This is a genomic window from Streptomyces sp. TRM64462, from assembly GCF_013362995.1.
GTDB lineage: Bacteria > Actinomycetota > Actinomycetes > Streptomycetales > Streptomycetaceae > Streptomyces.
In genome coordinates, this window is record NZ_JABWDV010000379.1 from 1 (window position 1) to 26,200 (window position 26,200).

Sequence of the window (26,200 nt, forward strand, 5' to 3'; positions counted from 1 at the left end):
GTCGGCCGGGCCTGCAGCGAACACGGGTCGAACTCCGCCGACTCCAGCAGCGCCGCACCGCCCACGGCCCCCGCCGCCGCGTCCACCTTCTCCGCCTCGGCGAGCGCCGCCTTCGGGTCCGCGACGCCCGCCGCGGACAGCACCCGCCGCACCTCCGCATCGCCCTGCCGCTCAAGCCCGCGCAGCACGTACGCCGCACGGCCCGGGCCCGACAGCGCGGACAGCCGCTGGTCAAGGGCCAGTTCGTCGGCGCCGCCCGAGCGCGGGAACAGCCGCAGCCCCCACACCTGCGGCAGCAGCGGCGGAAGCTGCGCCCGCTTCGGCCACGCCCGGCGCCGCAGTGGCAGCCCGGCGTCCAGCGCCTGCCGCAGCACCCGCCCCCTCACGTACGCGTAACCGGGATCGACGGCGTCCTCGGGGCGGCGCCGCTGCACCGGCATCGCCGTGTCGCCGCCCCCCGCGCGGCGTCTGGGCAGCGAGCGCTGCACGAGCGAGTGCGCGGTCAGGACACGGCGGTTGCGGCCGAGGGACGGCGGCAGGACGAGATAGGCGATGCGGACGAGCCGGGGATAGTGCTCGACGAGCGCGGCCTCCGCCTGCTCCACGTCGATGGGTGCGGCGGCGGGTGCGGCGCCCGGTTCCGGGGCTCGTCGGGCCTGCTGGGCTTCCTGGGTGCTCACATTCAGCAGAACGAGCGATCATGGTGATGGTCACCTCGACGGTCTTGCCTCGTTGTTGCCGAACCGGCCCACGAGCGGCGCCCCAGACGGCACTATGGCCCCATGCGTATCGAGCGAACGCGTACCGCAGTGACGGCGGTGACGGCAGAGACGGCAGTGACGGCGATCGGCCTGCTGGCCGTGCTGGCCCTGGCGGGCTGCACCGCACAGGAGCCCGCGCCCGACGCCGTACCGGACACCGCGACCGGCACCCTGGAGCAGCTGGCGGAGCGCGTGGACTGCACGCCGCGGATCCAGACGGACGCCGAGGAGCTGCGCCAGGCCAACTGCGCCACGGCGGACGGGACGTACGTCCTGGCGACCTTCGCCACCGACCGCGGCCAGCGCGAGTGGCTCAACAGCGCGAAGGACTACGGCGGCTCGTACCTGGTGGGCCGGAAGTGGGTCGCGGTCGCCGGACAGGACGTGATCACAAAGCTGCGCGGCCGGCTCGGCGGGGAGATCGAGAGCGCCGAGGGGGCGCACTCGGGTCACCACGGGAGCTGACCGCGCAGGTGGGGGGAGTGGGGGGAGTGGGGGGAGTTGGAGGGGGAAGGGTGGGGAGTCAGCGAGGGGTCAGGTGCAGGTGCGGCCGGTGTTGATGCACTTCACCATCCGGTCCATCAGCCTGCGGTCGAAGACGTTGATGAAGTCGCCGTGGTCCGTGATCGGCTTGTGGAGCTGCTCCGGGAACGAGTCGACGGCGAACGTGGCCTGCGGCGGCACCTTGTAGACGATCCTCTGCACCAGTTGCGGGATGGCGCGGAAGCCCTGCGGGCAGCGCCCGTCGTCGTCCGCGAACGCCACATGGGTCCGGTGGTTGGCGCTGTCGGTGTTCCGGCCGTCCCAGCAGCTCTGGAACTTGAAGGTCCGGACGACCTCACTGCCGCGCGGGCAGATCGGATACTTGTCCTTCAGCTGCCGGTCCTCGAACCCGGTGCAGCTCCATGAGGCGTTGGCGTTTGCGTCGCCGTTCGTGAACGCCTTGGCGTCACCGGTGATGATGCGCAGGAACCGGGGCATCGCGGTCACCTTGGACACCGGGCTTCCCTCGAAATCCAGGGTCACTTCGGCGGGTGTCTGAATCCTTCCGACGTTCTGGTCGCGGCCGCCGCCGTCCTCGTTCACGTCATTGTCGTTCTCGCCGTTCTGAATACGCAGGACGGGCCAGTAATACGTGGAGCGGTCACCCTGATTGCGGCAGGTGGTGCGGCCGCGCGCCAGGTCCTTGTTGTCGGCGAAGGCGTCGTTCGCCTGATTGCCGACGTAATCGTGCATATGGTGGGCGCCGTTGCGGACGCCGGGCGCGACGATGACGTTGTCCGGGTTGAACTTCTTGTTCTCGTTGCGTCCGCAGTCGGTGCTGAACGTGCCGGTGGAGGCGTCGCGCTGCCGGCGCGGTTCCTGGACGTTCGGCTGGACGTTCCGGATGTCCACGAAGTCGTCCGCGACGGGTCCGTTGCCGGCCTGGCCCTGCCCGCGGCCCTGGCCCTGCTGGTCCTGGCCCTGCTGGTTCTGGTCCTGCTGGGCCTGGCCCTGGTTGTCATCGGCCTGCAGCGTGCACGGTGCCAGCCGCTCCATGCCCTGGGGGCGTTCGGTGAACCGGTCGATCGCCGTCACGATGCGGCCGATGCTCGCCAGCCGCTCGTCCTTCAGCGGATTGAGAATGGCGTTGTCGGCGAAGGACGGGTCCTGCCGCATCTGCTCCCGCGACTGGGCGAGACGCTGATAGGCGTCGGTGATCCGGTTGTCGATCCGGGCCAGTTCCAGATCCACCTCACCGCGCGCCCGGTCGGGCATGTCGCGCGGGAGGCCATCGGCCACTTCCGGACAGTCGATGGTCGATGCCTCAAGAGACGCGTTCCTGGTCTGCGGCTGCGACTGCTGCTGCCGTGTCCGATCCTCCCGGGACCACCCGTACCAGCCTTCTCCGGCGGAGGCGTAGACATTCACCGCGAGCAGCCCGCCCCCGCCCAGGACCAGGGCGGCGGAGGCGGCGATCGCGCGGTTGGCCAGCGTCGAGCGTTTTCTTGAGCGTCGCATGGAACTCCAATCCCTGCGGGGGAAACAGCGCTCCCTCCCATACGGAAGGGGCGCGTGTGGCGTTCAATGCGCGCGGAATTCCCGTCAGTCGTCGCCGCCGCCCAGGACCTTGGCCTCCACGTCCGGGCTCAGACCCACCGGAGTGCGGTCGGGGCGGTGCGGGGCCCGGCCGCCGAGTGCCGTGAGCCAGGCCCACGTGTCGGTGACCGTCCCGGCGACCGGGCGGCAGCGGAGGCCCGCCTCCAGGGCCTTGGTGACGTCGGCGCCGTGCATCGCGTCGTGCAGGTCGCCCGGCGGGAGCCAGACGGGCAGGTCCGTCCACGGCTCGATGCCCGCATCGAGGATCTTCCGCGGCTCCGTCCACCGCAGTTCCGCGTCCGAGCCGGTCGCCCGGACACACGCCTCCAGGAGCTCCTGCATCGTGGTGTGGCCGGGCGGGCTCACCAGGTCGTACGGGCCGGACAGCCCGGCCTCCGCCGCGTCGAGCAGCCACCCGGCCAGATCGCGGACGTCGATGTACTGGAGCGGCAGGTCGCGCGGGCCCGGCGCGAGGACCGGGCCGCCGCGGGCGACGCGGTTGAGCCACCAGGGGAGCCGCCCGATGTTCTCCCACGGGCCGAGGATCAGCCCCGCGCGGGCCAGCAGCGTCCGCGTCGGACCGAACACCGACGCCGCCGCCAGCTCGCCGCCCCGCTTCGCCTGCGCGTACGGCACATCGCTCCAGTCGTCCTGCGCCGCCTCCACCAGCGGCCCGTCCTCGCGCATCTCCGGCACCGGCGGCCACGCGTACACCGACCGGCTCGACACGTACACGTACCGCCCCGCCCGCTCCTCCAGAAGCGTGGCCGTGTCCCGTACGGCGGTGGGCGCGGCCGACCAGGTGTCGACGACCACGTCCCACTCCTCCGCCGAGTCGTGCAGCGCGGCCAGCCCGTCGGGCACCACCGTCCGGTCCCCGTGCAGCGCCTTCACACCGGGCGGCGGCTGGTGGCGGCCCCGGTGGAACACCGTCACGTCCCAGCCACGGGCCAGCCCCTCGGCCGCGACGGCCCGCCCCACGAACTCCGTACCACCAAGAATCAGAAGCCTCATACGATCGACTCTGCCTCGCTCCTCCTCGCTCCGCACGCACTTCCGCCGCCAGAGGAACGCACGGGATGGCACCATGTTCGGGCCATGACCGACGCCCGCTGCCCGATACGCGCCCTGCGCGCCGCGCTCTTCGCGGCCGTGTGCGTCGTGCTGTCCGCGACGGGCCACGCCCTCCAGTCCGCGCACCAGGTGCCGCCGGGCTCGCTGCTGCTCGCGTTCGGCGCCACCGCCGCCCTGGCCTGGGCCGCGAGCGGGCGGCGGCGCGGCCCGCTGTCGATCGGGGCCGGCCTCGTCGCCGTGCAGGGCGTGCTGCACCTGACGTTCGCGGGGGGCCAGGCCCACCACCACGCCGGGCACGGGACGGGCGGCTCCGCCGTCGAAGTCGCCGCGTCCGCCGCGTCCGCCGCGTCCGCCGTGCCGACGGCCGGGATGCTCGCCACGCACCTGCTGGCGGGCGCGGTCTGCGCCCTGTGGCTCGCGCGCGGCGAGGCCGCGCTGTTCCGGCTCGCCCGGACCGCCTTCGTACCGCTGCGGCCACCCCTCACCGCCGTACGCCTCCCGGCGGCGCCCCGCCCGCCGCGCGCCCGGCCCGTTACCGCCGACCGGCCGCGGCACGGCGTCGTCCTCGCGCACACCCTGTCCCGGCGCGGCCCGCCCGTCCTCGCCGCACCCCGCGCCACAGCCCTCGGAGCGACCAGCGTCTGATCCGGGGGTCCCTTTCCCCTGCGATCACACAGACCGAGGACACGCATGCTCACAGAGCACTCCGCCCAGGACACAGCCCCCTCCCCGGACACCCCCGCCCCCGCCCGCCAAGGCACGTGGAGCGCCCTGCGCCCCCTGGTGATGCGACTGCACTTCTACGCGGGCCTGCTCATAGCCCCGTTCCTGCTCGTCGCCGCCCTCAGCGGATTCCTGTACGCGCTGTCCTACCAGGCCGAGAAGATCGTCTACCGGCAGGAGCTGGAGGTTCCCGTCGGGGACAGCATTCAGCCGCTGGCCGAGCAGGTGGACGCCGCACGCCGCACGCACCCCGACGGCACGGTCACGGCGGTGTGGCCGTCCCCCGAGGACGGCGCCACGACACGCGTCCTCATGGCGAGCCCCGAGGTCGAGGAAGGAAAGTCCCTCGCCGTCTTCGTCGACCCGTACACCGCGGAGGTACGCGGCGCCCTGCCCAGCTACGGCAGCTCGGGCGCGCTGCCGCTGCGCACCTGGCTGTCCGAGCTGCACCGGGACCTCCACCTCGGCGAACCCGGCCGGATCTACAGCGAGCTGGCCGCGAGCTGGCTGTGGGTGCTGGCCCTGGCGGGTCTGGCCCTGTGGGCGGGGCGTCGGCGCACCCGTAAGCGCGCCCTGTTCCTGCCCGAGCGCGGGCCCCGCTCCCGCCGCCGCACCCTGTCGTGGCACGGCTCGGTCGGGCTGTGGGCCACGGCCGGTCTGCTGGGGCTCTCCGCCACGGGCCTGACCTGGTCGACGTACGCGGGAGAGAACGTCGACGCCCTGCGCGAGCGGCTCGGCGCGACCACGCCCTCCGTCTCGGCCACGCTCGACGGCACGGACGGGGCCGACGCAGGCCATGAGGGCCACGAGGGCCACGGCGCCGGCCACCGGCCGGCGACCCGCACGGGCGCGGGCATCGGGATCGACCGGGCCGTCCGGATCGCCGCGGAGGCCGGGGTCGAGGGCCGGATCGCGGTCAGCCCGCCGACCGACGGCAAGGGGTACGTGGTCAAGGAGATCGACCGGCACTACCCCGTCCACCAGGACTCGGTGGCGATCGACCCGGCGAACGGCGCCGTCCTCGACACCCTGCGCTTCGCCGACTATCCGCTGCTCGCGAAGCTGACCAGCATCGGTATCGCCGCCCACATGGGCACCTTCCTCGGTCTGCCCAACCAGCTCGCCCTCGCCGCGCTCGCCCTCGCGGTGGTGGCGCTGATCGTGTGGGGCTACCGCATGTGGTGGCTGCGCCGGCCGGGCCGCCCGGTCGCGCCGGGCGCGTGGCGGAAGGTCCCGGCGACGATGCTGCTGCCGCTGGCGGCGGTCATCGCCCTGGTGGGGTGGTTCCTGCCGCTGCTCGGGCTGAGCCTGCTGGCGTTCCTGCTGGTGGACGGGGCACGGTCGCTGGTGGCGCGTCGCCGGGCCCGCAGCGCCTAGCCGGCGTACGAAAGCAGCGCCTAGCCGACGTACGAAGGCAGCGCTCAGCCGGCCGTGCGAAGCAAAAGGGGCGCCCCACCGGAAGATCCGGTGGGGCGCCCCCCCCGCTGCTCGCTCGGGATGTGCCGGGGTCAGACCTGGCCGGCCTTCTCCAGGGCCTCGCAGCAGGTGTCCACCAGCAGGCGGGTCACCACGTACGGGTCGACGTTGGCGTTCGGGCGGCGGTCCTCGATGTAGCCCTTGCCGTCCTTCTCGACCTGCCACGGGATACGGACCGACGCGCCGCGGTTCGAGACGCCGTAGCTGTACTCGTTCCACGGGGCGGTCTCGTGCAGGCCGGTCAGACGGTCGTCGATGCCCGCGCCGTAGTTCTTGACGTGGTCGAGCGGCTTGGAGCCCTCACCGAGGGACTCGCACGCGGTGATGATCGCGTCGTAGCCCTCGCGCATCGCCTTCGTGGAGAAGTTGGTGTGCGCGCCGGCGCCGTTCCAGTCGCCCTTGACCGGCTTCGGGTCGAGGGTCGCGGACACCTCGTAGTCCTCGGCCGTGCGGTACAGCAGCCAGCGGGCGACCCACAGCTGGTCCGAGACCTCCAGCGGGGCCAGCGGGCCCACCTGGAACTCCCACTGGCCCGGCATGACCTCGGCGTTGATGCCGGAGATGCCCAGACCGGCCTGGAGGCAGTGCTCCAGGTGCGCCTCGACGATGTCACGGCCGTGGATCTCGTCCGCGCCGACACCGCAGTAGTAGCCGCCCTGCGGGGCCGGGAAGCCGTTCTCGGGGAAGCCCAGCGGACGGGAGCCGTCGAAGAACGTGTACTCCTGCTCGATGCCGAAGATCGGCTCCTGCGCGGCGTACTTCTCCGCGACCTCCGCGAGCTGCGCCCGCGTGTTGGTGGGGTGCGGCGTCATGTCGGTGTTGAGGACCTCGCACAGCACCAGGATGTGGTCACCGCCGCGGATCGGGTCCGGGCAGGAGAAGACCGGCTTCAGCACGCAGTCGGAGGCGTGACCCTCGGCCTGGTTGGTGCTGGACCCGTCGAAGCCCCAGATGGGCAGCTCGGCGACGCCGGCGACCGGAGCGGTCAGTATCTTCGTCTTCGAGCGGAGCTTGGCGGTCGGCTCGGTGCCGTCGATCCAGATGTACTCAGCCTTGATGCTCACGGGGCCTCATCCTTTGCGGGTGCAGCGGTATGCCGCGCAGCTTGGCAACGGGGGATTTCCCGGCCGTTGCCCGTTTGTGAACCCCGTGTTACTCACGTTCGCCGTGTGATGTCCGTACCGGCCACGGCCACGTCAGCTGACCTGCTTGTCCGGCTAGGGGTCCGGGGGTCGTCCCCCGGGAAGATGCAGTACTCACGTTTCCCCGGTTTCGCGCATCCGCTGTGCGACCACGTGCTCGTTCAGCAGGAACCCGAAGCCGGCCCTGGTGATCCGCACGACCAGCTCCTCGTACGTCGTGCCGAGGGCCTCCGCGGTACGGCCCAGGTGCCAGTCGCAGCCGGCCAGGCGGCGCAGCAGGTGGCCGCGCCGGATCTGCTTCTCGGACAGCCGGAACGTCTTCAGATACGCGACGCGCCCCTTGCCGTCCGTGATCAGCTCCCCGATGTGCTGCTCCGCCCGGCCCCGCTGGAACGGGGGCAGGAAGCGGTACAGCGCGAACGGCCCCAGCTTCCGGACGCGCTCGAACGCGTACGGGGTTTCCAGCAGGTCACGGGCCATGAGTGTGTCGTGCGCCGCCGTCCACGCCCGCTCCTGCGCGTGCGCCGCGAGCCGCAGGTCCGCGAGGGTGCGGATGCCGCCGGCCGCGTCGTCGATCCGGGCCCGGAACTCCGGCACCGGGGCGCTGTACAGCGCGTACTGGTGGACCAGCTCGCCGTACAGGTCCTGCACGAGCGACGGGTGCAGGGCCCGGTAGTCGTCCGGATGCGGGACGACGAAGGCCGCGGCGAGCGCGTCCGCCGCGTACACCATGACGCCGCACTGCCGCGGATGGATCTCGAACACCCGCAGCGCGTCCGCGAGTCCGCGCACCTGCCACCCGGCGTACGCGTCCTCCTCACGCGGCGACATGCCCCGGCGTACCGCCTGCTGGGACCACTCGTCCCACGCCACGGACGGCCCGCCGAAGTGCAGCGCCAGATAGCCCTCCAGGGCCAGGTGCAGCGGCAGGAACCGCAGCCGGTCGATGCCGGCGGCGCCCTTGCGGCGCTTCGCCAGGCGGTGGTGGCGGCGCACGGGGACACGGACGGGGGCGGTTGCGCCGCCGCCGCCGAGCTGGGTGCCGTACGCGGCGCTCTGGCCCTCGCCGGGCGCCCACTCGGCCACGAAGCCGTGCGGGATGTACGAGACGTAACCGGACCGGCCGCCGAGGTCGACGTAGCCGTACCCGTCCCCGTCCCCGTACCCCTCCTCGTACGGGTCGCCCTCCCCGTCCCCGTACAGCTCGCGGCTCAGCCGCAGTCCCTCCACCGGGGTCTCGCGCAGCAGCGGCACCAGCCGGATGCCGCCCCACACCTGGGCGGGCCCGGCCGTCAGACCGGCGAGGTCGATGCGTGTCACGCGTCCCCCAGGAACAGTGCGACGCGCCGGTCCAGATACGCCCGCAGCTCCGCGAAGCCCGTGCGCCCCTCCGCGAACTGCGCGATCTCCACCAGCGCCGGCAGGTCCTCCGCGTCCCGCACCCCGGCCGTCGGCACGCCCGGCGCGAGCCGCCGCACGTCGAAGCCGTCCGCGTCGTACACCGGGTTCAGGTGCACCACGCTCGTCCGCCGCCCCGGGTCCAGCCGGGTGCGCCACACGCGCAGCACCTCGCCCGCGAGGCCGGGCGGCGCGTTGTCCCAGCCGTCCGACACGATCAGCAGCCGCTCCGGGTCCGTCGCCAGCGCGTCCAGGACGCGGGTGCCGAGCGGGGTCGCGCCCCAGGGCCGTACGCACAGCGGGTCCGTACCGCCCGACGTCCACAGCGGGACGTACGCGCCCGGCGCGGCCAGCGCCTCCAGGAGGAAGTGGCAGCCCAGGGCCACCGCCAGCGGGCGGCGCCGCTTCACGCCCGACCCGTACGACGAGTAGCTGTCGTCCAGCACCGCCGCGACCCGCCCCCACGTGCCGGCGTACGGGCCCGCGGCCCGGCGCGCCGCCGACCGCAGGGCGTCCGTCAGCTCGGCGCGCCGCGCGACCCGCTCCGCGAACCCGAGCGACAGCACGTAGAGCGCGAGGCGGGTCAGCGGCATGGTGCCCAGGTCGGTGCCGGCGGCGTCCGGGCGGGTGCGCAGCCGCTCCAGGCGGGTCATGCGCGGCGCCATCCGCTCAAGGAACCGCTCACGCGGTACGCCGTGCCGGGCGGCGAACCCCTCGGCGACAGTGAACGGCAGCTCGTACAGCGCGGCCTGCTCGTACCGGGCACGGCGGTGCGCGTCGAGCAGGGGGTCCGCATAGCGGGTGCGGCGGTGCGGCGCGAACAGGAAGTCGCCCAGCTCGTCGTGGCCGGGCGGCAGATGGGCGTGCCGGGCGGCCGCCTTCACACCGGCGCGGTACTTCACGGCGTGGTAGGCGGGGTCCGGGCGGGACGCCAGCCAGTCACGCATCAGCGCCCGCGTGCGGCGGTTGTTGACCCGGGCGGCGCGCAGCGCGGCGAACAGCCGGTACACACGCTGCGGCGGCAGCGCGGCCAGCCGGGCCGCGACGAGCCGCCCCTCCAGGCGCTTCTCGTCGGGCGTCGCCTCGTGCGCGTGGCGCAGCAACTGCTCGGCGACGAGGGCGGCGTTGTGGTCGTTGATGTCGAGTGCGAGGGACGCGGCGTACACGCGGCGGTGGTTGACCCGTACGTACTCGTGGAGGAAGGCCAGCGACAGCCGCTGCTCGCCCGCCGCCGACCGGAACTCGCGCTGGCCGGTCGCGGTGACGGCGGCGTTGACGAACAGCAGCACGTCCTCGGCGGCGACGAGGTCGGCGAGGGTCTCGTGCCCGTCCATGCTCCCCCCGGGGCTGGTGCGGTGTCAGGGCGTCGGGTGTCAGGACGTCCGGTTTCCGGTGCCGGCCGGGGAATGGGGGCGTGAACAGCGAAAGCGTTGCCTCATAAGCAGGTCTCGGAAGTCACGCCGGAGTCCCGCGGCCGGCGACGGAAACGTAACACTAGGCGCCGGACCCGGGGCCGGCATTTTTCCGGGCGTCCGCGAGCAGCTCCCGCACGCCTGTCAGGAAGCGCCGTACCGCCTCCCGCTCGCGGTCGTCGAAGCCGCGCAGGAGGCCGACCGCGCCGTCGATCACGGGCCCGAAGTGGGCCGCGCCGAGCCGCCGGGCGCGCTCCGACACGGTGAGCAGAACACGGCGGCGGTCGCCGGCGTCCCGGACGCGGGTGAGGAGCCCGAGGCGTTCGAGGCGGTCGATGACGGAGGTCGTCCCGGCGGAGTTCAGCCCGAGCCGCGCGCCCAGGAGGCCCGCCGTGGCGTCCTCGCCGGCCCGCTCGGCGTCGAGGAGGCAGATCAGGGCGCGTACGTCGGTGGGGTGCATGCCGTTGCGGGCGGCGAACTCGCCCTGTCGCAGGCCGAATTCGACGGTGACGGCGCGGAGCAGATGGAAGATCCGCAGCTCGTCAGGCTCTTCGGGCTCTTTGGGTTCTTCGGGCATGGGCGGGGCCGCACCTCCGTCGCCGGGCTAATATCTCGCTCAGCGAGATATTATGACTCGATGCGGAGGCCCCCGTGACGACCGAGGCGTTCCAGGCGGCGTACGACGCCGTCATCACCGCGCGCTGGCCCGCCGGGACGGCCGGTGCCACCGTTCCGACGCCGTACGGGCCGACGTACGTCAACACGTGCGGCCGCGCCGACGGTCCGCCCGTCGTCCTGCTCCCCGGCGGCGGCACCACCTCCACGGCCTGGTTCACGACGGCGACCGCGCTCGCCGCCACGCACCGGGTGCACGCCGTCGACCTCGTCGGCGACCCCGGCCGCAGCGTCCCCGGGGCCGGAGACCCGCCGGTCCGTACGGTCACGGACCTGATGCGCTGGCTCGACGCGGTCCTCGACGGCCTCGGCGCCGCGCGCGGGGCGGTGGCGCTGTGCGGCCATTCGTACGGGGCGTGGATCGCGCTGCACTACGCGCTCCACGCCCCGCGGCGGGTGTCGCGGCTCGTCCTCATGGACCCGACGAACTGCTTCACCGGCTTCCGCCCCGGCTATCTGCTGCGCGCCGCGCCGATGCTGCTGCGCCCGACGCCCGCCCGCACCCGCGCCTTCCTGCGCTGGGAGACGGGCGGTGCGCCGCTGGACGGCACGTGGCTCGCCCTGGAGGCGCACGTCGCGGCCTTCCCGACGGCCAGGCCGGTCACCGGCCCCCGCCCCGTCGCGGCCGCGGCCCGCACACTGCGGCCACCGACGCTGCTGCTCCTCGCGGAGCGGTCGCGCGCCCACGACATCCGCAGGGCGGCCGCCGCGGCCCGGGACATCCCCGCCGTACGGACGGAGACGCTCCCGGGCGCGACACACCACACCCTGCCGCTGGCGCCCCCGCCGGGAACGGACGCGCGCGTGGCGGACTTCCTGCGTGACTAGCCGACGCGCTCGATGCGGGCGTTCCGGATCAGGAACTTCCCGGGCTCGCGGACCTGCTCGAACGCGGCGTTGTTGAGCAGTACGCAGCTACCGGAGGCGGACGTGACCTCGACGGTCGTGGACTTGTCGTTGTCGAGGTTGGTGACCTTCAGGCGCGTACCGGCCGGGAACTCGCCGCTGGACGCGGCGGGCGCACCGCCCTCACCGGACAGCGTGACGGTGGACCCGGCGCACACGACGTCCCCGCCGCCACCGCCACCGCCACCGGCGGCAGGCGGCTGCGCCGCGTCTGCGGGCGGCGGAGCCGCCTCGGCGGGAGGCGCCGCCTGAGCCCCGCCACCGTCCGCGTCCGCGTTCCCGCCGGCGGCGGCGCTGCCTTCGCCGACGGCGCACCCGCCGGCGGCCTGCTTCCGCTTGATCTCCTCGACGACCGCCTGCCGGTTGGCGATCCGCGCCCCGGACTGGGCGTCAGGGTTGGCCCGTTGCCCGGCGATGAACTGCTCGTTGTTCCGCAGCGCCGTCGCCAGCCCGTCGCAGGCGACGGACGCCTGGCTGGTCCCGGTCATCACCACCGCGGTACCGCCGACCAGCGCGGCCGTACCGGCGAGCAGCGCGAGCTTCTTGCCGCGGCTGAGGGTCTTCTTGCGTGACACGTGGGGCTCCTGTCCCCGACCGCTCGGGGGAGGCGGCCGGATCGGTGTGCGTGGTGCGTGGTGCGTGCTGCCCCTACGTACGAGTAACACCCGCCCTCCGACTCAACGCCCCCTCAGAACAACCCCTCCGGCGCTACGAGCGGGACAGGGCCTCACGGACCGCCTCGTCCGTGCGGGCCACGACTGCCGTGCCGTCGTCCGCGGTGATGATGGGGCGCTGGATCAGCTTCGGGTGCGTCGCCAGGGCCTCGATCCAGCGGTCGCGGGACGCCGCGTCGCGCGGCCAGTCCTTCACGCCCAGCTCCTTCGCCGCCGGCTCCTGCGTGCGCGTGATGTCCCACGGTTCGAGGTCCAGCCGGTCCAGGACGGCGCGGATCTCGGCGGCCGACGGGACGTCCTCCAGATAGCGGCGGACGGTGTAGTCCGCGCCCTCCTCGTCGAGGAGCCGCAGCGCTCCGCGGCACTTGGAACAGGCGGGGTTGATCCAGATCTCCATGCCGCCCACCGTACCCCCGCGTACCCCCGAAAGCCCGTCTGGCCAGGGCCGATTGTCAGTGCCCGCCGGTAGAATCGAAGCAGTCAGTGAGGGTCCGGGGGAGGCCCCTCACGCCGCTCACCAGGAGGTCGCCGATGGCCGTCGCCACCGTCACGCCACTGCCCATCGAAGCCTGGAAGCCCCTCAAGAAGAAGCCGCTCCCGGCCGGCCGGCCGCGTGAGTGGTACGTGTCGCACAACCGCCGCCTGAAGGCCATGCGGCTCGCGATCGCGCTGCTCGACTCGGGTGTGTACGTCGCGTCCCGGGCCGACGACGCCACGATACGGAACACGGCGCACCGCATCGGCGTGCACCCGCCGTCGGACGCCACGTGCCGGATGGTCCGCGCACTGATCCGCTCCGGCCGCTGACGCGATCCGTACCAACCCACACCGATCCACCGATCCGCACAGCGCGCCGTCCCTGTCCCATGCCGTGTCCGTCGTCCCCGCGCAGCGCGGGGCGGCGGACACGGCGGCGGCGTCACAGGCCGCGTTCCTGCCGGGGGTGGAAGCTCGTCGCCTGTTCCCCTCACAGTTCGTCCGTGCCGCCCCTGATGTCGGCCACGACCGCGGCCGCCCAGTCCGCCGGGGCCGGGACGGCGGCGAGGGCGGCGGCGAGGCGGGCCGTGTGGGCGCGGCGCTCCGCCTCCGGCATGGCGAGGGCCCGGTGCAGCGTGTCCACCAGGTCGTCCGGGGACAGCGGGTCGGTGAGCAGCGCGGCCGCGCCCAGGTGCTCGGCGGCCCCGGTGCGGCGCGACAGGACGAGGACGCCGGCCCCGCCCGTCGCGGTCAGGGCGGTGACGTACTCCTGCGCGGTGAGGTTCATGCCGTCCGCGAGCGACGTCACCCAGAACACATCGGCCGCCACGTACTGGTCGACGACCTCCGGGAACGGCAGCGCGCGCGGAATGTACTCGACCGGCTCCCAACCGCTGCTCCGCCAGCGGGCGTTGACCGCCGCGACGGTGCGTTCCAGTTCCGTACGGGTCGTGTCGTACGCGCGGATCCCCGGCTCCGGCGGCGGGCAGACCAGCCGGAAGCGCAGCCGCCCCCGCAGCTCCGGCGCCCGGTCGAGGAGCGCGCCGACCGCACGGACCTTCTGGACGGGCGCCTTGGCGTAGTCGAGCCGCTCCACGGACAGGACGAGCAGCCGGCCGTCGCCGTCCCGCTCCGGGCGTCGGGCCGGGCGGGACCTGGCCAGGGCGCCCACCGCCCGCCGGTCGATCCCGAGCGGGTGCACCCCGACACGCGGCACGCGCGCCACACCCGGCACGCCCGGCACGCCCGGAACCCCCGACCCGCGCGCCGCCCCGCCGACGGCACCGAACGCACCGGCGGCACCGGCGAGCACCCGCCGGAAGCGGTGCGCCGACGACTCCGTGTGGAACCCCGCCCAGTCCAGCCGGGCCAGCGACCCGTACAACCGCGCGGCCACCGGAAGCCGCGCGAAGACCTCAGGCTCGGGGAAGGGCGTGTGGTGGAACAGCCCGATCCGCAGGTCGGGCCGCCGGGGGCCGAGCAGCCCGGGCACGAGCCAGAGGTTGTAGTCGTGCAGCCACACCGTCCCGCCCTGCTCCGCGTGCGCGCCGATGTGCCGGGCGAACGCCGCGTTGACCGCCTCGTACCGCGCCCAGTGCACCGGGTCGTACCGGATGAGGTGCGGCTGCGACATGAGCGCGGGCCACAGCGTCTCCTTGCAGGCCCGGTGGAAGTACCCCGCCCAGTGCTCGGCCGGCACCGGCAGCAGCGCCAGCGGCAGCCCGGCGGGCGGCGCGGCGGGTGGCGCGCCGGGCGGGTCGGCCGGGTCGTCCTGCACGAGGGCGGCCGCCCACACCGCGCGGGCACCCTCGGGGTCGCCGGCCAGGGCGGACGTCAGCGTCGGCAGGATGCCGTTGGGGCTGGACGGCCGCCGCCACCGGCCGCCCGACCACCGCACGGGCGGCCGGTGGTAGCCGATGACGACTTGTGCGGCACGCCGTGTCCAGCCGAGCCGCTCCAGCGCGGACAGGACCGCGCCCGCCCCCTCCAGCGCCGGTCGGTGCACCCGCCCGCCGGCCGGCAACCGCTCCACCAGCGCGGGCTCGGCGTTGCCGACGACGACCCCGTGGGCGCCGAGGCGGAACAGCGACAGGTCGTTGAGCGAGTCGCCCGCCACCAGCAGCCGCGACGCGGGCCACTGCAGCTTCCGCGCCAGCTCCCGCACGGCCGGGCCCTTGCCGGCCCGGGGCGGCAGCACGTCGAAGTAGCGGTCCGCCGAGTACGTCCAGGAGCAGCCGAGCGCCTCGACCGCCGCGGTCAGCTCCGGGGTCAGGTGCCGTGGCTCCAGGTAGAACGAGCACCGCCCGTCCTGCGCCACGCCCTCCTGGTACACGAGCGCCGGGAACCCGGCCAGCGCGTCCCGGACCCGCTCGTCGCCGGGCCAGCCCGCCCGCAGCCGGTCCTCCAGCACGTCGACGTGGCTCATGTCGGCCGCGTCGACGACGGTCGCCCCGACATCGGCCACGATCCAGCGCGGCGGCGGAACCAGCGGATCACGCTCCAGCAGGGCCTGTACGGACGGCAGCCCACGCCCGGTCGCGAACACGACGGTGATCTCCGGGTGCCGCTCCAGCGCGCCCCGCAACCGCCGCCGCCCCTCCTCGTCCCCACCGAGCAGCGTCCCGTCCAGGTCCGTCACCAGCACGTGCGCCACCCGGCCACCGCCGCCGAACGTTCCCACGGCCATGGGCCGCCCCTCTCTCACTCCGGTCGACGGGACAGCAGCCGGGCGGTCCCGGTACACAAGGCGGCGCGGTCGGCGCCGTCGTCATCGCAGCATGTGACGCCCCCTCAGCCCGCCAGGCGCGCCAGGCGCGCCAGCATGGGCGACGCCCTGTGCACGCCTCATGAACGGAAGGTAGACAGCGCGGGCGGCGCCCGGACCCACGATGCGGAGAGATGGCCGGATGCCGCCCGTAGCGCGCGCTCGCGCGGCTCGGAGACGCCGACGCGGTTCAGAGCGCCCGCGCAGCTCAGAGACGCCCGCGCTCCCGGTACAGCTCCCCGAGCAGCGCCACAGCCGCGTGCGTCGCCGGGTGCGGGTCGTGGCGGCGCCAGATGAGGTGGACGGGCACGGGCGGGGCGTCGCGCACCCGCCGGTACACGATGCCGTCGCGGCGGTACTGCGTGACCGTGGCGTGCGGTGTGACGCCGACGCGGCGGCCCGTGGCGATGGCGGCGAGCCAGTCGTCCACGTCGTGGATGTACCGCACGGCGGGCCGCGCCTCCTCCGGCCACAGGTCCACGGTGGTGGAGCCGGTGCCGCGGTCCACGACGAGGACCCGCTCCCGGATCTCGTCGAGCCCGACCGTACGGCGCCGCGCCCACGGGTCGTCGGCCGCCATCGCGACGTACCGGGTCTCGTGGCCGACGAGGGCGTGGTCGTAGCGGCGTACGTCGACGGGCGTGCGGACGACGGCCAGGTCGCAGAGTCCCTCGGCGAGCCCGCCCGTCGGCGTGTTGTGGCGGATCAGATGCAGCTCGACGTCCGGGTGGCGGGCGTGCCAGCGGCGCTGGAACTCCGCGGTGTGGCGGCCCATCGCGGACCAGGCGTGGCCGATACGGAGCCGGGTGTGGCCGGTGGCCGCCTCGCGCACCAGCTCCTCCGCCCCGGCGAGCACGTACCGGGCGCGGGCCAGGACCTGGACGCCGGCGGTGGTGGGCGTGACCGTACGGCTCGTGCGGTGCAGCAGCCGTATGCCCAGGAGCGTCTCCAGGGCGCGCAGCGTACGGGACACCGCCGCCTGCGAGACGCCCAGTTCGATGGCGGCGTCCGTGAAGGAGCCGGTGTCGACGATGGCGACCAGGCAGCGCAGATGCCGCAGCTCCAGGTCCGGGTGCGGTGGCGGCTTCGGTTCCATGCGTTCAGCGTATAGATGGCGCGCCGGATGCATTTTGCGTATGCGAGCGGACGCCGCACAGTGCCGCCATGGCGATACACACGCAGGGGCGAGCGGTCACGGACGCGGCACCGGCAGGTACGGGCGTACCGGGGGGCATGCGCGTGACGGGACGGGGCCGTGCGGGTCGGGCCGGCACGGGTGCGGCCGGCACGGGTCGGGCCGGCACGGGTGCGGCCGGTGCGGGGCCTTCGCCGGGCGGCGGCCGCTGGGCCGGGGTGACGCTCATGGTCGGCAGCGGCCTGTCCAACCAGGTCGGCGCGGCGGTGGCCGCGCTCGCCTTCCCGGTGATCGGCCCGGTGGGCGTGGTCGCGGTACGGCAGTGGGTGGCCGCCGCGGTGCTGCTCGCCGCGGGCCGGCCCCGGCTGCGGTCCTTCACGGCGGCCCAGTGGCGCCCGGTGCTGGGCCTCGCGGTGGTCTTCGCCGCGATGAACCTGTCCCTCTACACGGCGATCGACCGCATCGGCCTGGGCCTGGCGGTCACCCTGGAGTTCCTGGGCCCGCTCGCCGTCGCGCTGGCCGGCTCCCGCCGCCGTACGGACCTGGTGTGCGCGCTCGCCGCCGCGGGCGCCGTGGCCGTCCTGACCCGCCCGCAGCCGAGCACCGACTACCTGGGCATCGGGCTGGGCCTGCTGGCCGCCGTGTGCTGGGCGTGCTACATCCTGCTGAACCGAACGGTCGGGGCCCGTGTGCCGGGCCTCCAGGGCTCGGCCGCCGCGGCCCTGGTCTCGGGCGCCCTGTACCTGCCGGTCGGCGCGCTGGCGCTGTGGCTGCGGCCGCCCACGGCCACCGCCGTGGCGTGCGCCGTCGCCGCCGGGGTGCTGTCGTCGGCGGTGCCGTTCCTGGCGGACCTGCTGGCGCTGCGGCGCGTCCCGGCGCAGTTCTTCGGCATCTTCATGAGCGTGAACCCGGTGCTGGCGGCGCTGGTCGGCACCGTGGTCCTGGACGAGCGGCTCGACGTGACGTCATGGCTGGCCATCGCCGTGATCGTCACCGCGAACGCGGCGGCGCTGGGCGCCCCGTGCGGCCCCCGCGACCGGCGGACCTCCTGACCGGCGGCCACGGCTCCGGTGTCGCACGGCGGGGTGAGGGGCGGGCGGGCGAAGGGAACACGGGCAGTGCCGGCCCGGCGGAAGCGAAGCACACTGGGTGTCGAGCGGAGGGAGTCACCCCATGGCCAGCTCCGACGCGTACGGACCGGGAGAGGCTCCGGTCGGCAAGGCGCGCTTCGACGACATCTACGACCAGCCCGACCCGCGGGCGTACGTCGCCCGGCTCGCCCCGCTCGGGTACGAGATCCCGCACCACGCGCAGGCGGTCTTCCGCCGTGCCGCGGCCGAACGCGCCGCCCTGCCCGACGGCGTACCGGGACGTCCGGTGGTGCTGGACCTGTGCTGCTCGTACGGGATCAACGCCGCGCTGCTGAACCACGACCTGACCCTGGCCGACCTGTACGCGCACTACACCGGCCCCGAGGCCCGCGCGCTGTCCACGGAGGAGCTGGCCGCGCGGGACAAGGAGTTCTACGCCGAGCGCCGGCTCCCGGACGCCCACCCCGTCATCGGCCTGGACATCGCGAGCCGCGCCGCCCGGTACGCCCGGGCGGTGGGGCTGCTCGACGCCGCCTTCACCGACAACCTGGAGGTCGGCCCGCCCGGTCCCGCGCTGAGCGCCGCCCTGGCGGACGTCGGCCTCATCACGCTGACCGGCGGCGGCAGCTACATCACCGAGCGCACCTTCGCCGCCCTCCTGTCCCGGACCCGGCGCCCGGTCTGGGTCAGCGCCTTCGTCCTCCGCACCGTGCCGTACACGAGGATCGCGGACACCCTGGCCGCCCACGGCCTCCACACCGAGACCGACCCGTCCCGCACCTACCCCCAGCGCCGCTTCACCGACGAGCGCGAACAGCGGTACGCGATCACCGAGGCCCGCGCCCAGGGCGCCGACCCCACCGCCCACGAGGCTGCCGGCCACTTCCACACCCTCCTACACGAGTCCCGCCCCGCCCCACCACCCCACCCATNGGCCGCCACCCGCGAACGGGTGGCGGCCTTCACCGCTGCTGCTGGAGCCGGTCGCCCGGCGCTCTTCGGCTCAGATGTCGAAGTACAGCTCGAACTCGTGCGGGTGCGGGCGGAGCTGGATCGGGGCGATTTCCTTGGTGCGCTTGTAGTCGATCCACGTCTCGATCAGGTCGGACGTGAAGACGCCGCCCGCCTGGAGGTACTCGTTGTCGTCCTCCAGGGCGTTGAGGACGGAGGCCAGGTCGGTCGGGACCTGCGGGACGCCCGCGTGCTCCTCGGGGGCGAGCTCGTACAGGTCCTTGTCGATCGGCTCGGCCGGCTCGATCTTGTTCTTGATGCCGTCCAGGCCCGCGAGCAGAAGGGCCGAGAACGCCAGGTACGGGTTCGAGGACGGGTCCGGGGCGCGGAACTCGACGCGCTTGGCCTTCGGGTTCGAGCCCGTGATCGGGATGCGCATGGCCGCGGAGCGGTTGCGCTGCGAGTAGACCAGGTTGACCGGGGCCTCGAAGCCCGGGACCAGGCGGTGGTACGAGTTCACCGTCGGGTTCGTGAAGGCCAGCAGCGACGGGGCGTGCTTGAGGATGCCGCCGATGTAGTAGCGGGCGGTGTCCGACAGGCCGGCGTAGCCCTGCTCGTCGTAGAAGAGCGGCTCGCCGCCCGACCACAGCGACTGGTGGACGTGCATGCCCGAGCCGTTGTCGCCGAAGATCGGCTTCGGCATGAAGGTCGCGGTCTTGCCGTTGCGCCACGCGACGTTCTTCACGATGTACTTGAAGAGCATCAGGTCGTCGGCGGCCGCGAGCAGCGTGTTGAACTTGTAGTTGATCTCCGCCTGGCCGGCCGTGCCGACCTCGTGGTGCTGGCGCTCGACCTTCAGGCCGGACCGCTCCAGCTCCAGGGAGATCTCCGCGCGCAGGTCCGCGAAGTGGTCGACCGGCGGGGCCGGGAAGTAACCGCCCTTGTAGCGGACCTTGTAACCCCGGTTGTCCTCGATCGCACCGGTGTTCCAGGCGCCCGCCTCGGAGTCGATGTGGTAAAAGCCCTCGTTCGCGGACGTGTTGAAGCGGACCGAGTCGAAGACGTAGAACTCCGCCTCCGGGCCGAAGAACGCGGTGTCCGCGATGCCGGTGGAGGCCAGGTACGCCTCCGCCTTCTTCGCGATGTTGCGCGGGTCGCGGCTGTACTGCTCACCCGTGATCGGGTCGTGGATGAAGAAGTTGATGTTCAGCGTCTTGTCGCGGCGGAACGGGTCGACCCGCGCCGTCGACAGGTCCGCGCGCAGAGCCATGTCGGACTCGTGAATGGCCTGGAAACCGCGGATCGACGAGCCGTCGAAGGCCAGCTCCTCGGCCGGGTCGAAAGCCGTCGCCGGGATCGTGAAGTGCTGCATCACGCCAGGCAGGTCGCAGAACCGGACGTCGACGAACTTGACGTCCTCGTCCGCGATGAACTTCTGGGCCTCGTCGGCGTTCTGGAACATCCAACTCCTCCTACTCCCACCCGGGGGAGGGCGGGGTTGCAGCTCGGTCGTGCGGCCAGTGCGGTGGCACACGCTGGACCCGACCATAGGGACGGCCGATTTCTCAAGCATGACCCATTTGTTTCGCCCACGTTAACCGGGGCGAGAGGGCCGGATGGCTCCCACCCGCATGACCGACGCTACTCCGAACCCGCCCCGACCCGGCCCGGAGTGATCGAAAACGGGCGCAGTACCGTGTACGGGTGGACAACAGGCAAGTAATCGGATCGTGGCTCTCCGGACCGCGCGCGGCGGCCGAGGACATGGGCGCCGACTTCGGCTACCGGGGTGAGCGGCTCGGACTGCCCGAGCAGGGACCCGGCTCCATCGCCCCCCTCGGACGGCGCTTCGGCGCCCTCTTCATCGACTGGTCCCTGTGCATGCTGATCGCATACGGTCTCATCACCCGCGGTGACGGCGGAACACCCACCGGCAACTGGGCCCTGCTCGTACTGCTCGTCCTGAGCGTGCTCACCGTCGGCACCGTCGGCGCCACCCCCGGCAAGCGGCTCCTCGGCCTCCGGGTCATCTCCGTCGACGGCGAGCGGCTCGGCTTCGGCCGCGTCGTCCTCCGTAGCGCCCTGCTCTGCCTCGCCGTCCCGCCCCTCGTCTGGGACCGCGACGGCCGCGGCCTCCACGACCGCCTCGCCCGCGCCGTTCAGGTGCGTACTCACTGAACTGAGAGAACGCGAAGAGGGGCGCCGCGGCACTGGCCGGGGGCGCCCCTCTTCGTCTTCGTCTCGTCAGCGGAGCCTGCCGCCCCGCGGCATACGCATGCCCTTCGGCATGGGCCCCTTCGGCAGCGGCATGTTGCTCATCAGGTCGCCCATCGCCCGCAGCCGGTCGTTCGCCACCGTCACCTGCGCCGCGGTGAGCACCCGCGGGAGCTTCAGCATCGTCGTACGGACCTTCTTCAGCGGCACCTGGCCCTCGCCGTCGCCGACGATGAAGTCATGGACCGGGACGTCGACGACGATCCGCGCCATCCGCTTCTTCTCCGCCGCGAGCAGGCTCCTCACCCGGTTCGGGTTGCCCTCCGCGACCAGCACGATGCCGGCCCGGCCGACCGCCCGGTGCACCACGTCCTGGCTGCGGTTCATCGCCACCGCCGGAGTCGTCGTCCAGCCACGCCCCACGTTCTGCAGGACGGCGGCCGCCGCGCCCGGCTGGCCCTCCATCTGCCCGAAGGCCGCCCGCTCGGCGCGCCGCCCGAAGACGATCGCCATCGCCAGGAAGGCCAGCAGGAAGCCCAGGATGCCCAGATAGACCGGGTGACCGATCAGGAAGCCGAGCCCGAGGAGGGCGCCGAAGACGACGATCCCCACGCCCGCGATGACAAGACCGACCTTCGGGTCGGCCCGTCGGGTCATCTTGTACGTCAGGGCGATCTGCTTCAGTCGCCCGGGGTTCGCAGCAGCGTCACCGCTGTCTGATTTTGCCTTCCTCGCCATGCTCTGAAGTTTACGTGGCGGATGAGGCGCGGCTAGCCGCGGCCTCCAGTACGTGCTGCGCCTCCACCCGGTCCCTGGCCCGGCGCCGGTCCTCCAGGACGGAGGTCCAGGCGTTGCGGCGGGCCGTGCGCTGGCCCCCGCGCAGCAGCAGGGCCTCGACGGCGCGCAGGGCGTCGGTGACGGACGGGAGGGCGTGGGCCCGCACCTCGCGTACCTCGCGTACCTCGTGTGCCTGGCGTACGCGTACCTGCTGACTCGCGGCCTGCATGTCCGGTGTCCCCCTCGGCGGGTGAGCGGTGATGGGCGGTGTCTGTGCGTGCGCGTGGGGGGCGCGTGCGCGTCGCACGGGCGACGCGCGTGTGTGCGGTGCGTGGAACAAGTGTTACTCCCTGGTGTTACCAGGGCATGTCCGACCGGTCAAACAAGCATGAAGGCCCATGAACGTCCGGTGCGCGCGGCCGCGTCCGGCGGCGGACACCCGTACGCCGCCGCTGCCTGCGCCGATGGACGGGCGGGCGGCGACGGCGTACGGGTGTGTGCGCGACGCGTCGGTTACGCGGCTGTGCGGGACCTCACACGGCCCGCGCGGCTCCTGCGGCGGCAGCGGCCTCGGCCGCCGTGCCGCGGGCCGCCATCGCCTGCTGGAACAGCCGGCCCGCGCGGTACGAGGAGCGGACCAGCGGGCCCGACATGACACCGGAGAAGCCGATCTCCTCGGCCTCCTCCTGGAGCTCCACGAACTCCTGCGGCTTCACCCAGCGCTCCACCGGGTGGTGGCGCACCGACGGGCGCAGGTACTGCGTGATCGTGATGAGCTCGCAGCCCGCCTCGTGGAGGTCCTTGAGCGCCTCGCTGACCTCCTCGCGGGTCTCGCCCATGCCGAGGATCAGGTTCGACTTGGTCACCAGGCCGGCCGCGCGGGCCTCCGTGATGACCTTCAGCGACCGCTCGTAGCGGAACGCCGGACGGATCCGCTTGAAGATCCGGGGCACCGTCTCGACGTTGTGCGCCAGCACCTCGGGGCGGGACGAGAAGACCTCGGCCAGCTGCTCCGGGACCGCGTTGAAGTCGGGGATGAGGAGCTCGACCTTGGTGTGGCCGCCATCGCGCTCCGCCGTCATCGCGTGGATCTGCCGCACCGTCTCCGCGTACAGCCAGGCGCCGCCGTCCTCCAGGTCGTCGCGGGCGACGCCGGTGATCGTGGCGTAGTTCAGGTCCATCGTGACGACGGACTCGCCGACACGGCGCGGCTCGTCGCGGTCGAGGGCCTGCGGCTTGCCGGTGTCGATCTGGCAGAAGTCGCAGCGCCGCGTGCACTGGTCGCCGCCGATGAGGAAGGTCGCCTCGCGGTCCTCCCAGCACTCGAAGATGTTCGGACAGCCCGCTTCCTGGCAGACCGTGTGCAGTCCCTCGCTCTTCACGAGCTTCTGCAGCTGGTTGTATTCAGGGCCCATCTTCGCCCGGGTCTTGATCCACTCGGGCTTGCGCTCGATGGGGGTCTGGCTGTTCCGGACCTCCAGGCGCAGCATCTTGCGTCCGTCGGGTGCGACTGCGGACACGGCTGGCTCCTACGGCTTCGATTCTTCGGCGAACACCAGGGTACGCCCGTCAAAAGTGCGGCTCTACGCCCGCCCGTCGGTCGTCAGGCGGTGGCGGGGGCCTCCTGCCTCTCGTGCTCGATCTCGCGCGGCTTCAGGTCCGCGTTCTCCAGTACGTCCCTGAGGTGCCGCTCCACGACCGGGACGACGTCGGCGACCGTCACGTCCCGGCCCAGCTCGTTCGCCAGCGACGTCACACCGGCGTCCCGGATGCCGCACGGCACGATGCGGTCGAACCAGGTGTTGTCCGGGTTCACGTTCAGCGAGAAGCCGTGCATCGTGACGCCCTTGGCGACGCGGATGCCGATGGCCGCCAGCTTGCGGTCCTCGCGGCGCTGGCCGGCGTTGGACGGGGCGTACTCGGGGCCGTTCAGGCGCGGGTCGAACTCGTCGTCCTGGAGGCGCGGGTCGAAGTCCAGGGACAGCCCGCCCAGCGACGGGCGCTGCTCCACCGGGTCGCCGAGCACCCACACGCCGCTGCGGCCCTCCACGCGGGTGGTCTCCAGACCGAACTCGGCGGCCGTGAGGATCAGGGCCTCCTCCAGGCGCCGGACGTGCGCCACGACGTCCACCGGGCGCGGCAGCTTCATGATCGGGTAGCCGACGAGCTGGCCCGGGCCGTGCCAGGTGATCTTGCCGCCGCGGTCCACGTCCACGACCGGCGTGCCGTCCAGGGGGCGCTCGCTGTCCTCGGTGCGGCGGCCGGCCGTGTAGACGGGCGGGTGCTCCAGGAGGAGGCAGGTGTCCGGGATCTCGTCCGTGAAGCGGGCGGCGTGGACCTCGCGCTGCCGGTCCCACGCCTCCAGGTACTCCACGGCGTCGTCGCCGAAGCCCAGATGGACGAAACGCAGCTCACTCACGGCACCGTCTCCCTAGTAGATGAAGCACCCGACAGGCCCCTGCCACTGTACGGCGGGGCCCGCAGCCCGGGGCGGGCAGGTTCCCGACGTCAGCGTCGCCCCCAATCCTCACACGATCGGATGAATATGGGGCGAAGGTGGCGGTACGGGCGTCGGCGGCAGTTAAATTCGCGCCGTTCCAACGGGGCCGGACCCCGGCCCGGAAGGCAGGAGACCGCACAGCTGATGACGGATCGACCCCCGCAGCGCAACCCGAACCGCCAGCTCGCCGCGCTGATCGCCGAAGCGGGCTTCTCCAACGCAGGTCTTGCCAGACGGGTGGATCAGCTGGGCCTCGAGCACGGGCTCGACCTCCGCTACGACAAGACCTCCGTCACCCGCTGGCTGCGCGGGCAGCAGCCGCGCGGTACGACACCCGCGCTGATCGCCGAGGTGTTCACCCGGCGCCTCGGGCGGCGGCTGTCGGCCCAGGACCTGGGCCTCGACGCGTGCGCCCCGGTGTACGCGGGGCTGGAGTTCGCGTCCACGCCCGAGGAAGCGGTCGACATCGTCAGCGGGCTGTGGCGCAAGGACTCCGGCAGCCACGCCGAGCTGCGGAAGATCGCGTTCACACCGGCGGGACTGGTGGTGCCGAGCCGTGACTGGCTGATCGGCCGTGCCGACGAGCGGGTCGGCCGCGGGGAGCCCCCGCAGCGCGGCCCCCAGCCTCCGGGCGGCACGGGGGCGCCGCCCCCGGCGGGCCGCGTACCGGCGCAGGGCCGGGGCACGGCGCACCGCCCGGCGGGAGGCGGGGGAGGGGGCGCGGGCGTACCGGGCGGCGGAACGGGCGGTCCCGGCGGGCAGACCGGGCCGGGCGGTTACGGCGCACCCGGCGCACCCGGCGCACCCGCCGCGCCAGGGGGACCCGCCGGGCCCGTCGCACCGGGGCGCGGTACACCGGGAGCCGCACCCGGCAGGCACGGCGCCCAGCCGGGCCAGCCCACGGCAGCGGCAGCCGCCACCACCGCAACCACCGGCCCCGGCCTCTCCCTCCCCCGCCAGCGCGGCACCGAACGGGGCCCCGGCCAGCGGGTCAGCGGCGGGGACATCGCGGCGCTGCGCTCCGTGGGGGAGCTGTTCCGCACCCTCGACCACGCGTACGGCGGCGGCCACGCCCGCCAGGCGCTGGTGCGCTACCTGGAGCACGAGGCGGAGCCGATGCTGCGCGGCACCTACGGCGAGACCGTCGGGCGCCGCCTCTTCGGCGCGGCCGCCGACCTGACCCGGCTGGCCGGCTGGACGTCGTACGACATCGCCGCGCACGGCCTGGCCCAGCGGTACTTCGTGCAGGCCCTGCGCCTGTCGCAGGCGGCGGGCGACCGGGCGTACGGCTCGTACGTCCTGGTCACGATGAGCCGCCAGGCGGTGTACCTGGGGCACGGCCGCGAGGCGGTGCAACTTGCGCGTGTCGCCCAGCAGGGCATCGGCTCGTCGGCGCCGCCCGTGGTCCAGGCGCTGCTGCACGCGGTGGAGGCGCGGGGGCACGCGGTGCTCGGGGAGGTACGGGCCTGCACGGCGTCCCTCGTACGCGCCGAGCGGTCGCTGGACACGGCACGCCCCGGCGACGAGGTGCCGTACTGGGCGCGGCCCTTCGACGAGGCGCAGCTCGCGGACGAGTTCGCCCACTGCCACCGGGACCTCCAGCAGCACCGGGCGGCCGCGCAGCACGCGGAGCGGGCGCTGCACCTGTACGCGCCCGGGTACACGCGCAGCCGTACGTTCTGCCGCGTCGTCCTGGCCACGGCCCGCCTTGGCCTTGGCGAACTGGACCAGGCCTGCGCCCTGGGCGCGGAGGCCGCGCAGCAGGCGTCGGAGATGCGCTCGGCCCGCGCGACCGAGTACGTACGGGACTTCGAGCGGCGCCTGGAGCCGTACCGCGACGCACCCCCCGTCCGCACCTACCGCGAGCGGGCCACCGCGGCCGGTTAGGGAGTGTCCGGCGGATCGTGGCGGCATCGCGCGCGGATGCCCAGCGGCGCCAGGTCCCCCGCCTGATCCGCTGGACACGCCCGC

23 protein-coding genes and 1 pseudogene are annotated in these 26,200 nt (G+C 73.5%); 8 read left to right on the forward strand and 16 right to left on the reverse strand.

Features of this window, described 5'->3' with window-relative positions:
• A pseudogene (locus tag HTZ82_RS21465) lies at window positions 1-680 on the reverse strand (hypothetical protein); the annotation flags it as partial.
• A gap of 102 nt (window positions 681-782) precedes the next feature.
• Between HTZ82_RS21465 and HTZ82_RS21470 the strand changes: the two are divergent.
• On the forward strand, window positions 783-1,226 hold the full coding sequence (locus HTZ82_RS21470) for a hypothetical protein (RefSeq protein WP_175411077.1): 444 nt from the start codon (window positions 783-785) through the stop codon (window positions 1,224-1,226).
• A gap of 69 nt (window positions 1,227-1,295) precedes the next feature.
• On the opposite strand, the gene HTZ82_RS21475 is transcribed toward HTZ82_RS21470, so the two are convergent.
• Both HTZ82_RS21475 and HTZ82_RS21480 read right to left on the reverse strand, forming a co-directional pair.
• A complete protein-coding gene (locus HTZ82_RS21475) occupies window positions 1,296-2,762 on the reverse strand; it encodes a DUF1996 domain-containing protein (protein WP_175411078.1) in 1,467 nt (488 codons plus the stop codon).
• An 84-nt stretch (window positions 2,763-2,846) separates the two neighbouring features.
• Window positions 2,847-3,854: an NAD-dependent epimerase/dehydratase family protein gene (locus HTZ82_RS21480; protein ID WP_175411079.1), complete on the reverse strand. Its 1,008-nt coding sequence runs from the start codon at window positions 3,852-3,854 to the stop codon at window positions 2,847-2,849.
• A gap of 84 nt (window positions 3,855-3,938) precedes the next feature.
• On the opposite strand from HTZ82_RS21480, the gene HTZ82_RS21485 reads away from it, so the two are divergent.
• Together HTZ82_RS21485 and HTZ82_RS21490 are read left to right on the forward strand one after the other, a co-directional pair.
• Window positions 3,939-4,559 (forward strand): hypothetical protein, encoded by a 621-nt coding sequence (locus tag HTZ82_RS21485; protein WP_254712023.1) that lies wholly within the window; start codon window positions 3,939-3,941, stop codon window positions 4,557-4,559.
• Between the two features lie 45 nt (window positions 4,560-4,604).
• Entirely contained in the window at window positions 4,605-6,014 is a 1,410-nt protein-coding gene (locus tag HTZ82_RS21490; RefSeq protein WP_175411080.1) for a PepSY domain-containing protein, read from the forward strand.
• A 131-nt stretch (window positions 6,015-6,145) separates the two neighbouring features.
• Here the strand turns inward: HTZ82_RS21490 and glnII are convergent, their stop codons facing one another.
• From glnII to HTZ82_RS21510, 4 genes are all read right to left on the reverse strand, one after another.
• Window positions 6,146-7,177 (reverse strand): glutamine synthetase, encoded by a 1,032-nt coding sequence (glnII, locus tag HTZ82_RS21495; RefSeq protein WP_175411081.1) that lies wholly within the window; start codon window positions 7,175-7,177, stop codon window positions 6,146-6,148.
• A gap of 192 nt (window positions 7,178-7,369) precedes the next feature.
• A complete protein-coding gene (locus HTZ82_RS21500) occupies window positions 7,370-8,575 on the reverse strand; it encodes a hypothetical protein (protein WP_175411082.1) in 1,206 nt (401 codons plus the stop codon).
• On the reverse strand, window positions 8,572-9,987 hold the full coding sequence (locus HTZ82_RS21505) for a hypothetical protein (RefSeq protein ID WP_175411083.1): 1,416 nt from the start codon (window positions 9,985-9,987) through the stop codon (window positions 8,572-8,574). The genes HTZ82_RS21500 and HTZ82_RS21505 overlap by 4 nt, the downstream gene beginning before the upstream one ends.
• Window positions 9,988-10,147: 160 nt before the next feature.
• Window positions 10,148-10,642 (reverse strand): MarR family winged helix-turn-helix transcriptional regulator, encoded by a 495-nt coding sequence (locus HTZ82_RS21510; RefSeq protein ID WP_175411084.1) that lies wholly within the window; start codon window positions 10,640-10,642, stop codon window positions 10,148-10,150.
• Between the two features lie 74 nt (window positions 10,643-10,716).
• On the opposite strand from HTZ82_RS21510, the gene HTZ82_RS21515 reads away from it, so the two are divergent.
• On the forward strand, window positions 10,717-11,568 hold the full coding sequence (locus HTZ82_RS21515; protein WP_175411085.1) for an alpha/beta fold hydrolase: 852 nt from the start codon (window positions 10,717-10,719) through the stop codon (window positions 11,566-11,568).
• Here the strand turns inward: HTZ82_RS21515 and HTZ82_RS21520 are convergent.
• Window positions 11,565-12,221, reverse strand: a complete 657-nt coding sequence (locus tag HTZ82_RS21520) for a hypothetical protein (protein WP_175411086.1) — start codon at window positions 12,219-12,221, stop codon at window positions 11,565-11,567. The genes HTZ82_RS21515 and HTZ82_RS21520 overlap by 4 nt on opposite strands.
• Before the next feature lie 133 nt (window positions 12,222-12,354).
• Entirely contained in the window at window positions 12,355-12,717 is a 363-nt protein-coding gene (locus tag HTZ82_RS21525; RefSeq protein WP_175411087.1) for an arsenate reductase family protein, read from the reverse strand.
• A gap of 134 nt (window positions 12,718-12,851) precedes the next feature.
• Here HTZ82_RS21525 and HTZ82_RS21530 point away from each other — a divergent pair, with 134 nt between their 5' ends.
• Complete coding sequence (locus tag HTZ82_RS21530; RefSeq protein ID WP_175411088.1) at window positions 12,852-13,127, forward strand: hypothetical protein; 276 nt, start codon at window positions 12,852-12,854, stop codon at window positions 13,125-13,127.
• Between the two features lie 160 nt (window positions 13,128-13,287).
• Here HTZ82_RS21530 and HTZ82_RS21535 read toward each other — a convergent pair whose 3' ends face one another.
• Both HTZ82_RS21535 and HTZ82_RS21540 read right to left on the reverse strand, forming a co-directional pair.
• Entirely contained in the window at window positions 13,288-15,483 is a 2,196-nt protein-coding gene (locus HTZ82_RS21535; protein WP_175411089.1) for a trehalose-6-phosphate synthase, read from the reverse strand.
• A 286-nt stretch (window positions 15,484-15,769) separates the two neighbouring features.
• Entirely contained in the window at window positions 15,770-16,657 is an 888-nt protein-coding gene (locus tag HTZ82_RS21540) for a LysR family transcriptional regulator (RefSeq protein ID WP_254712024.1), read from the reverse strand.
• Between the two features lie 266 nt (window positions 16,658-16,923).
• On the opposite strand from HTZ82_RS21540, the gene HTZ82_RS21545 reads away from it, so the two are divergent.
• Window positions 16,924-17,748 (forward strand): EamA family transporter, encoded by an 825-nt coding sequence (locus HTZ82_RS21545; protein ID WP_175411098.1) that lies wholly within the window; start codon window positions 16,924-16,926, stop codon window positions 17,746-17,748.
• A 1,042-nt stretch (window positions 17,749-18,790) separates the two neighbouring features.
• Here HTZ82_RS21545 and glnA read toward each other — a convergent pair.
• A complete protein-coding gene (gene glnA / locus HTZ82_RS21550; RefSeq protein ID WP_175411091.1) occupies window positions 18,791-20,200 on the reverse strand; it encodes a type I glutamate--ammonia ligase in 1,410 nt (469 codons plus the stop codon).
• Between the two features lie 242 nt (window positions 20,201-20,442).
• On the opposite strand from glnA, the gene HTZ82_RS21555 reads away from it, so the two are divergent.
• Window positions 20,443-20,916 carry an RDD family protein gene (locus HTZ82_RS21555; protein WP_175411092.1) on the forward strand — a complete coding sequence of 158 codons (474 nt, stop codon included), beginning with the start codon at window positions 20,443-20,445 and terminating at the stop codon, window positions 20,914-20,916.
• Window positions 20,917-20,982: 66 nt separating this feature from the next.
• On the opposite strand, the gene HTZ82_RS21560 is transcribed toward HTZ82_RS21555, so the two are convergent.
• The 4 genes from HTZ82_RS21560 to lipB form a co-directional block, all read right to left on the reverse strand.
• Complete coding sequence (locus HTZ82_RS21560; RefSeq protein WP_175411093.1) at window positions 20,983-21,690, reverse strand: DUF4191 domain-containing protein; 708 nt, start codon at window positions 21,688-21,690, stop codon at window positions 20,983-20,985.
• A gap of 10 nt (window positions 21,691-21,700) precedes the next feature.
• Window positions 21,701-21,958, reverse strand: a complete 258-nt coding sequence (locus tag HTZ82_RS21565; protein ID WP_217624421.1) for a hypothetical protein — start codon at window positions 21,956-21,958, stop codon at window positions 21,701-21,703.
• Between the two features lie 304 nt (window positions 21,959-22,262).
• A complete protein-coding gene (gene lipA / locus HTZ82_RS21570; protein ID WP_175411094.1) occupies window positions 22,263-23,249 on the reverse strand; it encodes a lipoyl synthase in 987 nt (328 codons plus the stop codon).
• Between the two features lie 83 nt (window positions 23,250-23,332).
• Window positions 23,333-24,148, reverse strand: a complete 816-nt coding sequence (lipB, locus tag HTZ82_RS21575) for a lipoyl(octanoyl) transferase LipB (RefSeq protein ID WP_175411095.1) — start codon at window positions 24,146-24,148, stop codon at window positions 23,333-23,335.
• Between the two features lie 225 nt (window positions 24,149-24,373).
• Between lipB and HTZ82_RS21580 the strand changes: the two genes are divergently transcribed.
• Window positions 24,374-26,116, forward strand: coding sequence for a regulator (locus HTZ82_RS21580; protein ID WP_175411096.1), 1,743 nt, complete (start codon window positions 24,374-24,376; stop codon window positions 26,114-26,116).
• Window positions 26,117-26,200 lie beyond the last annotated feature (84 nt).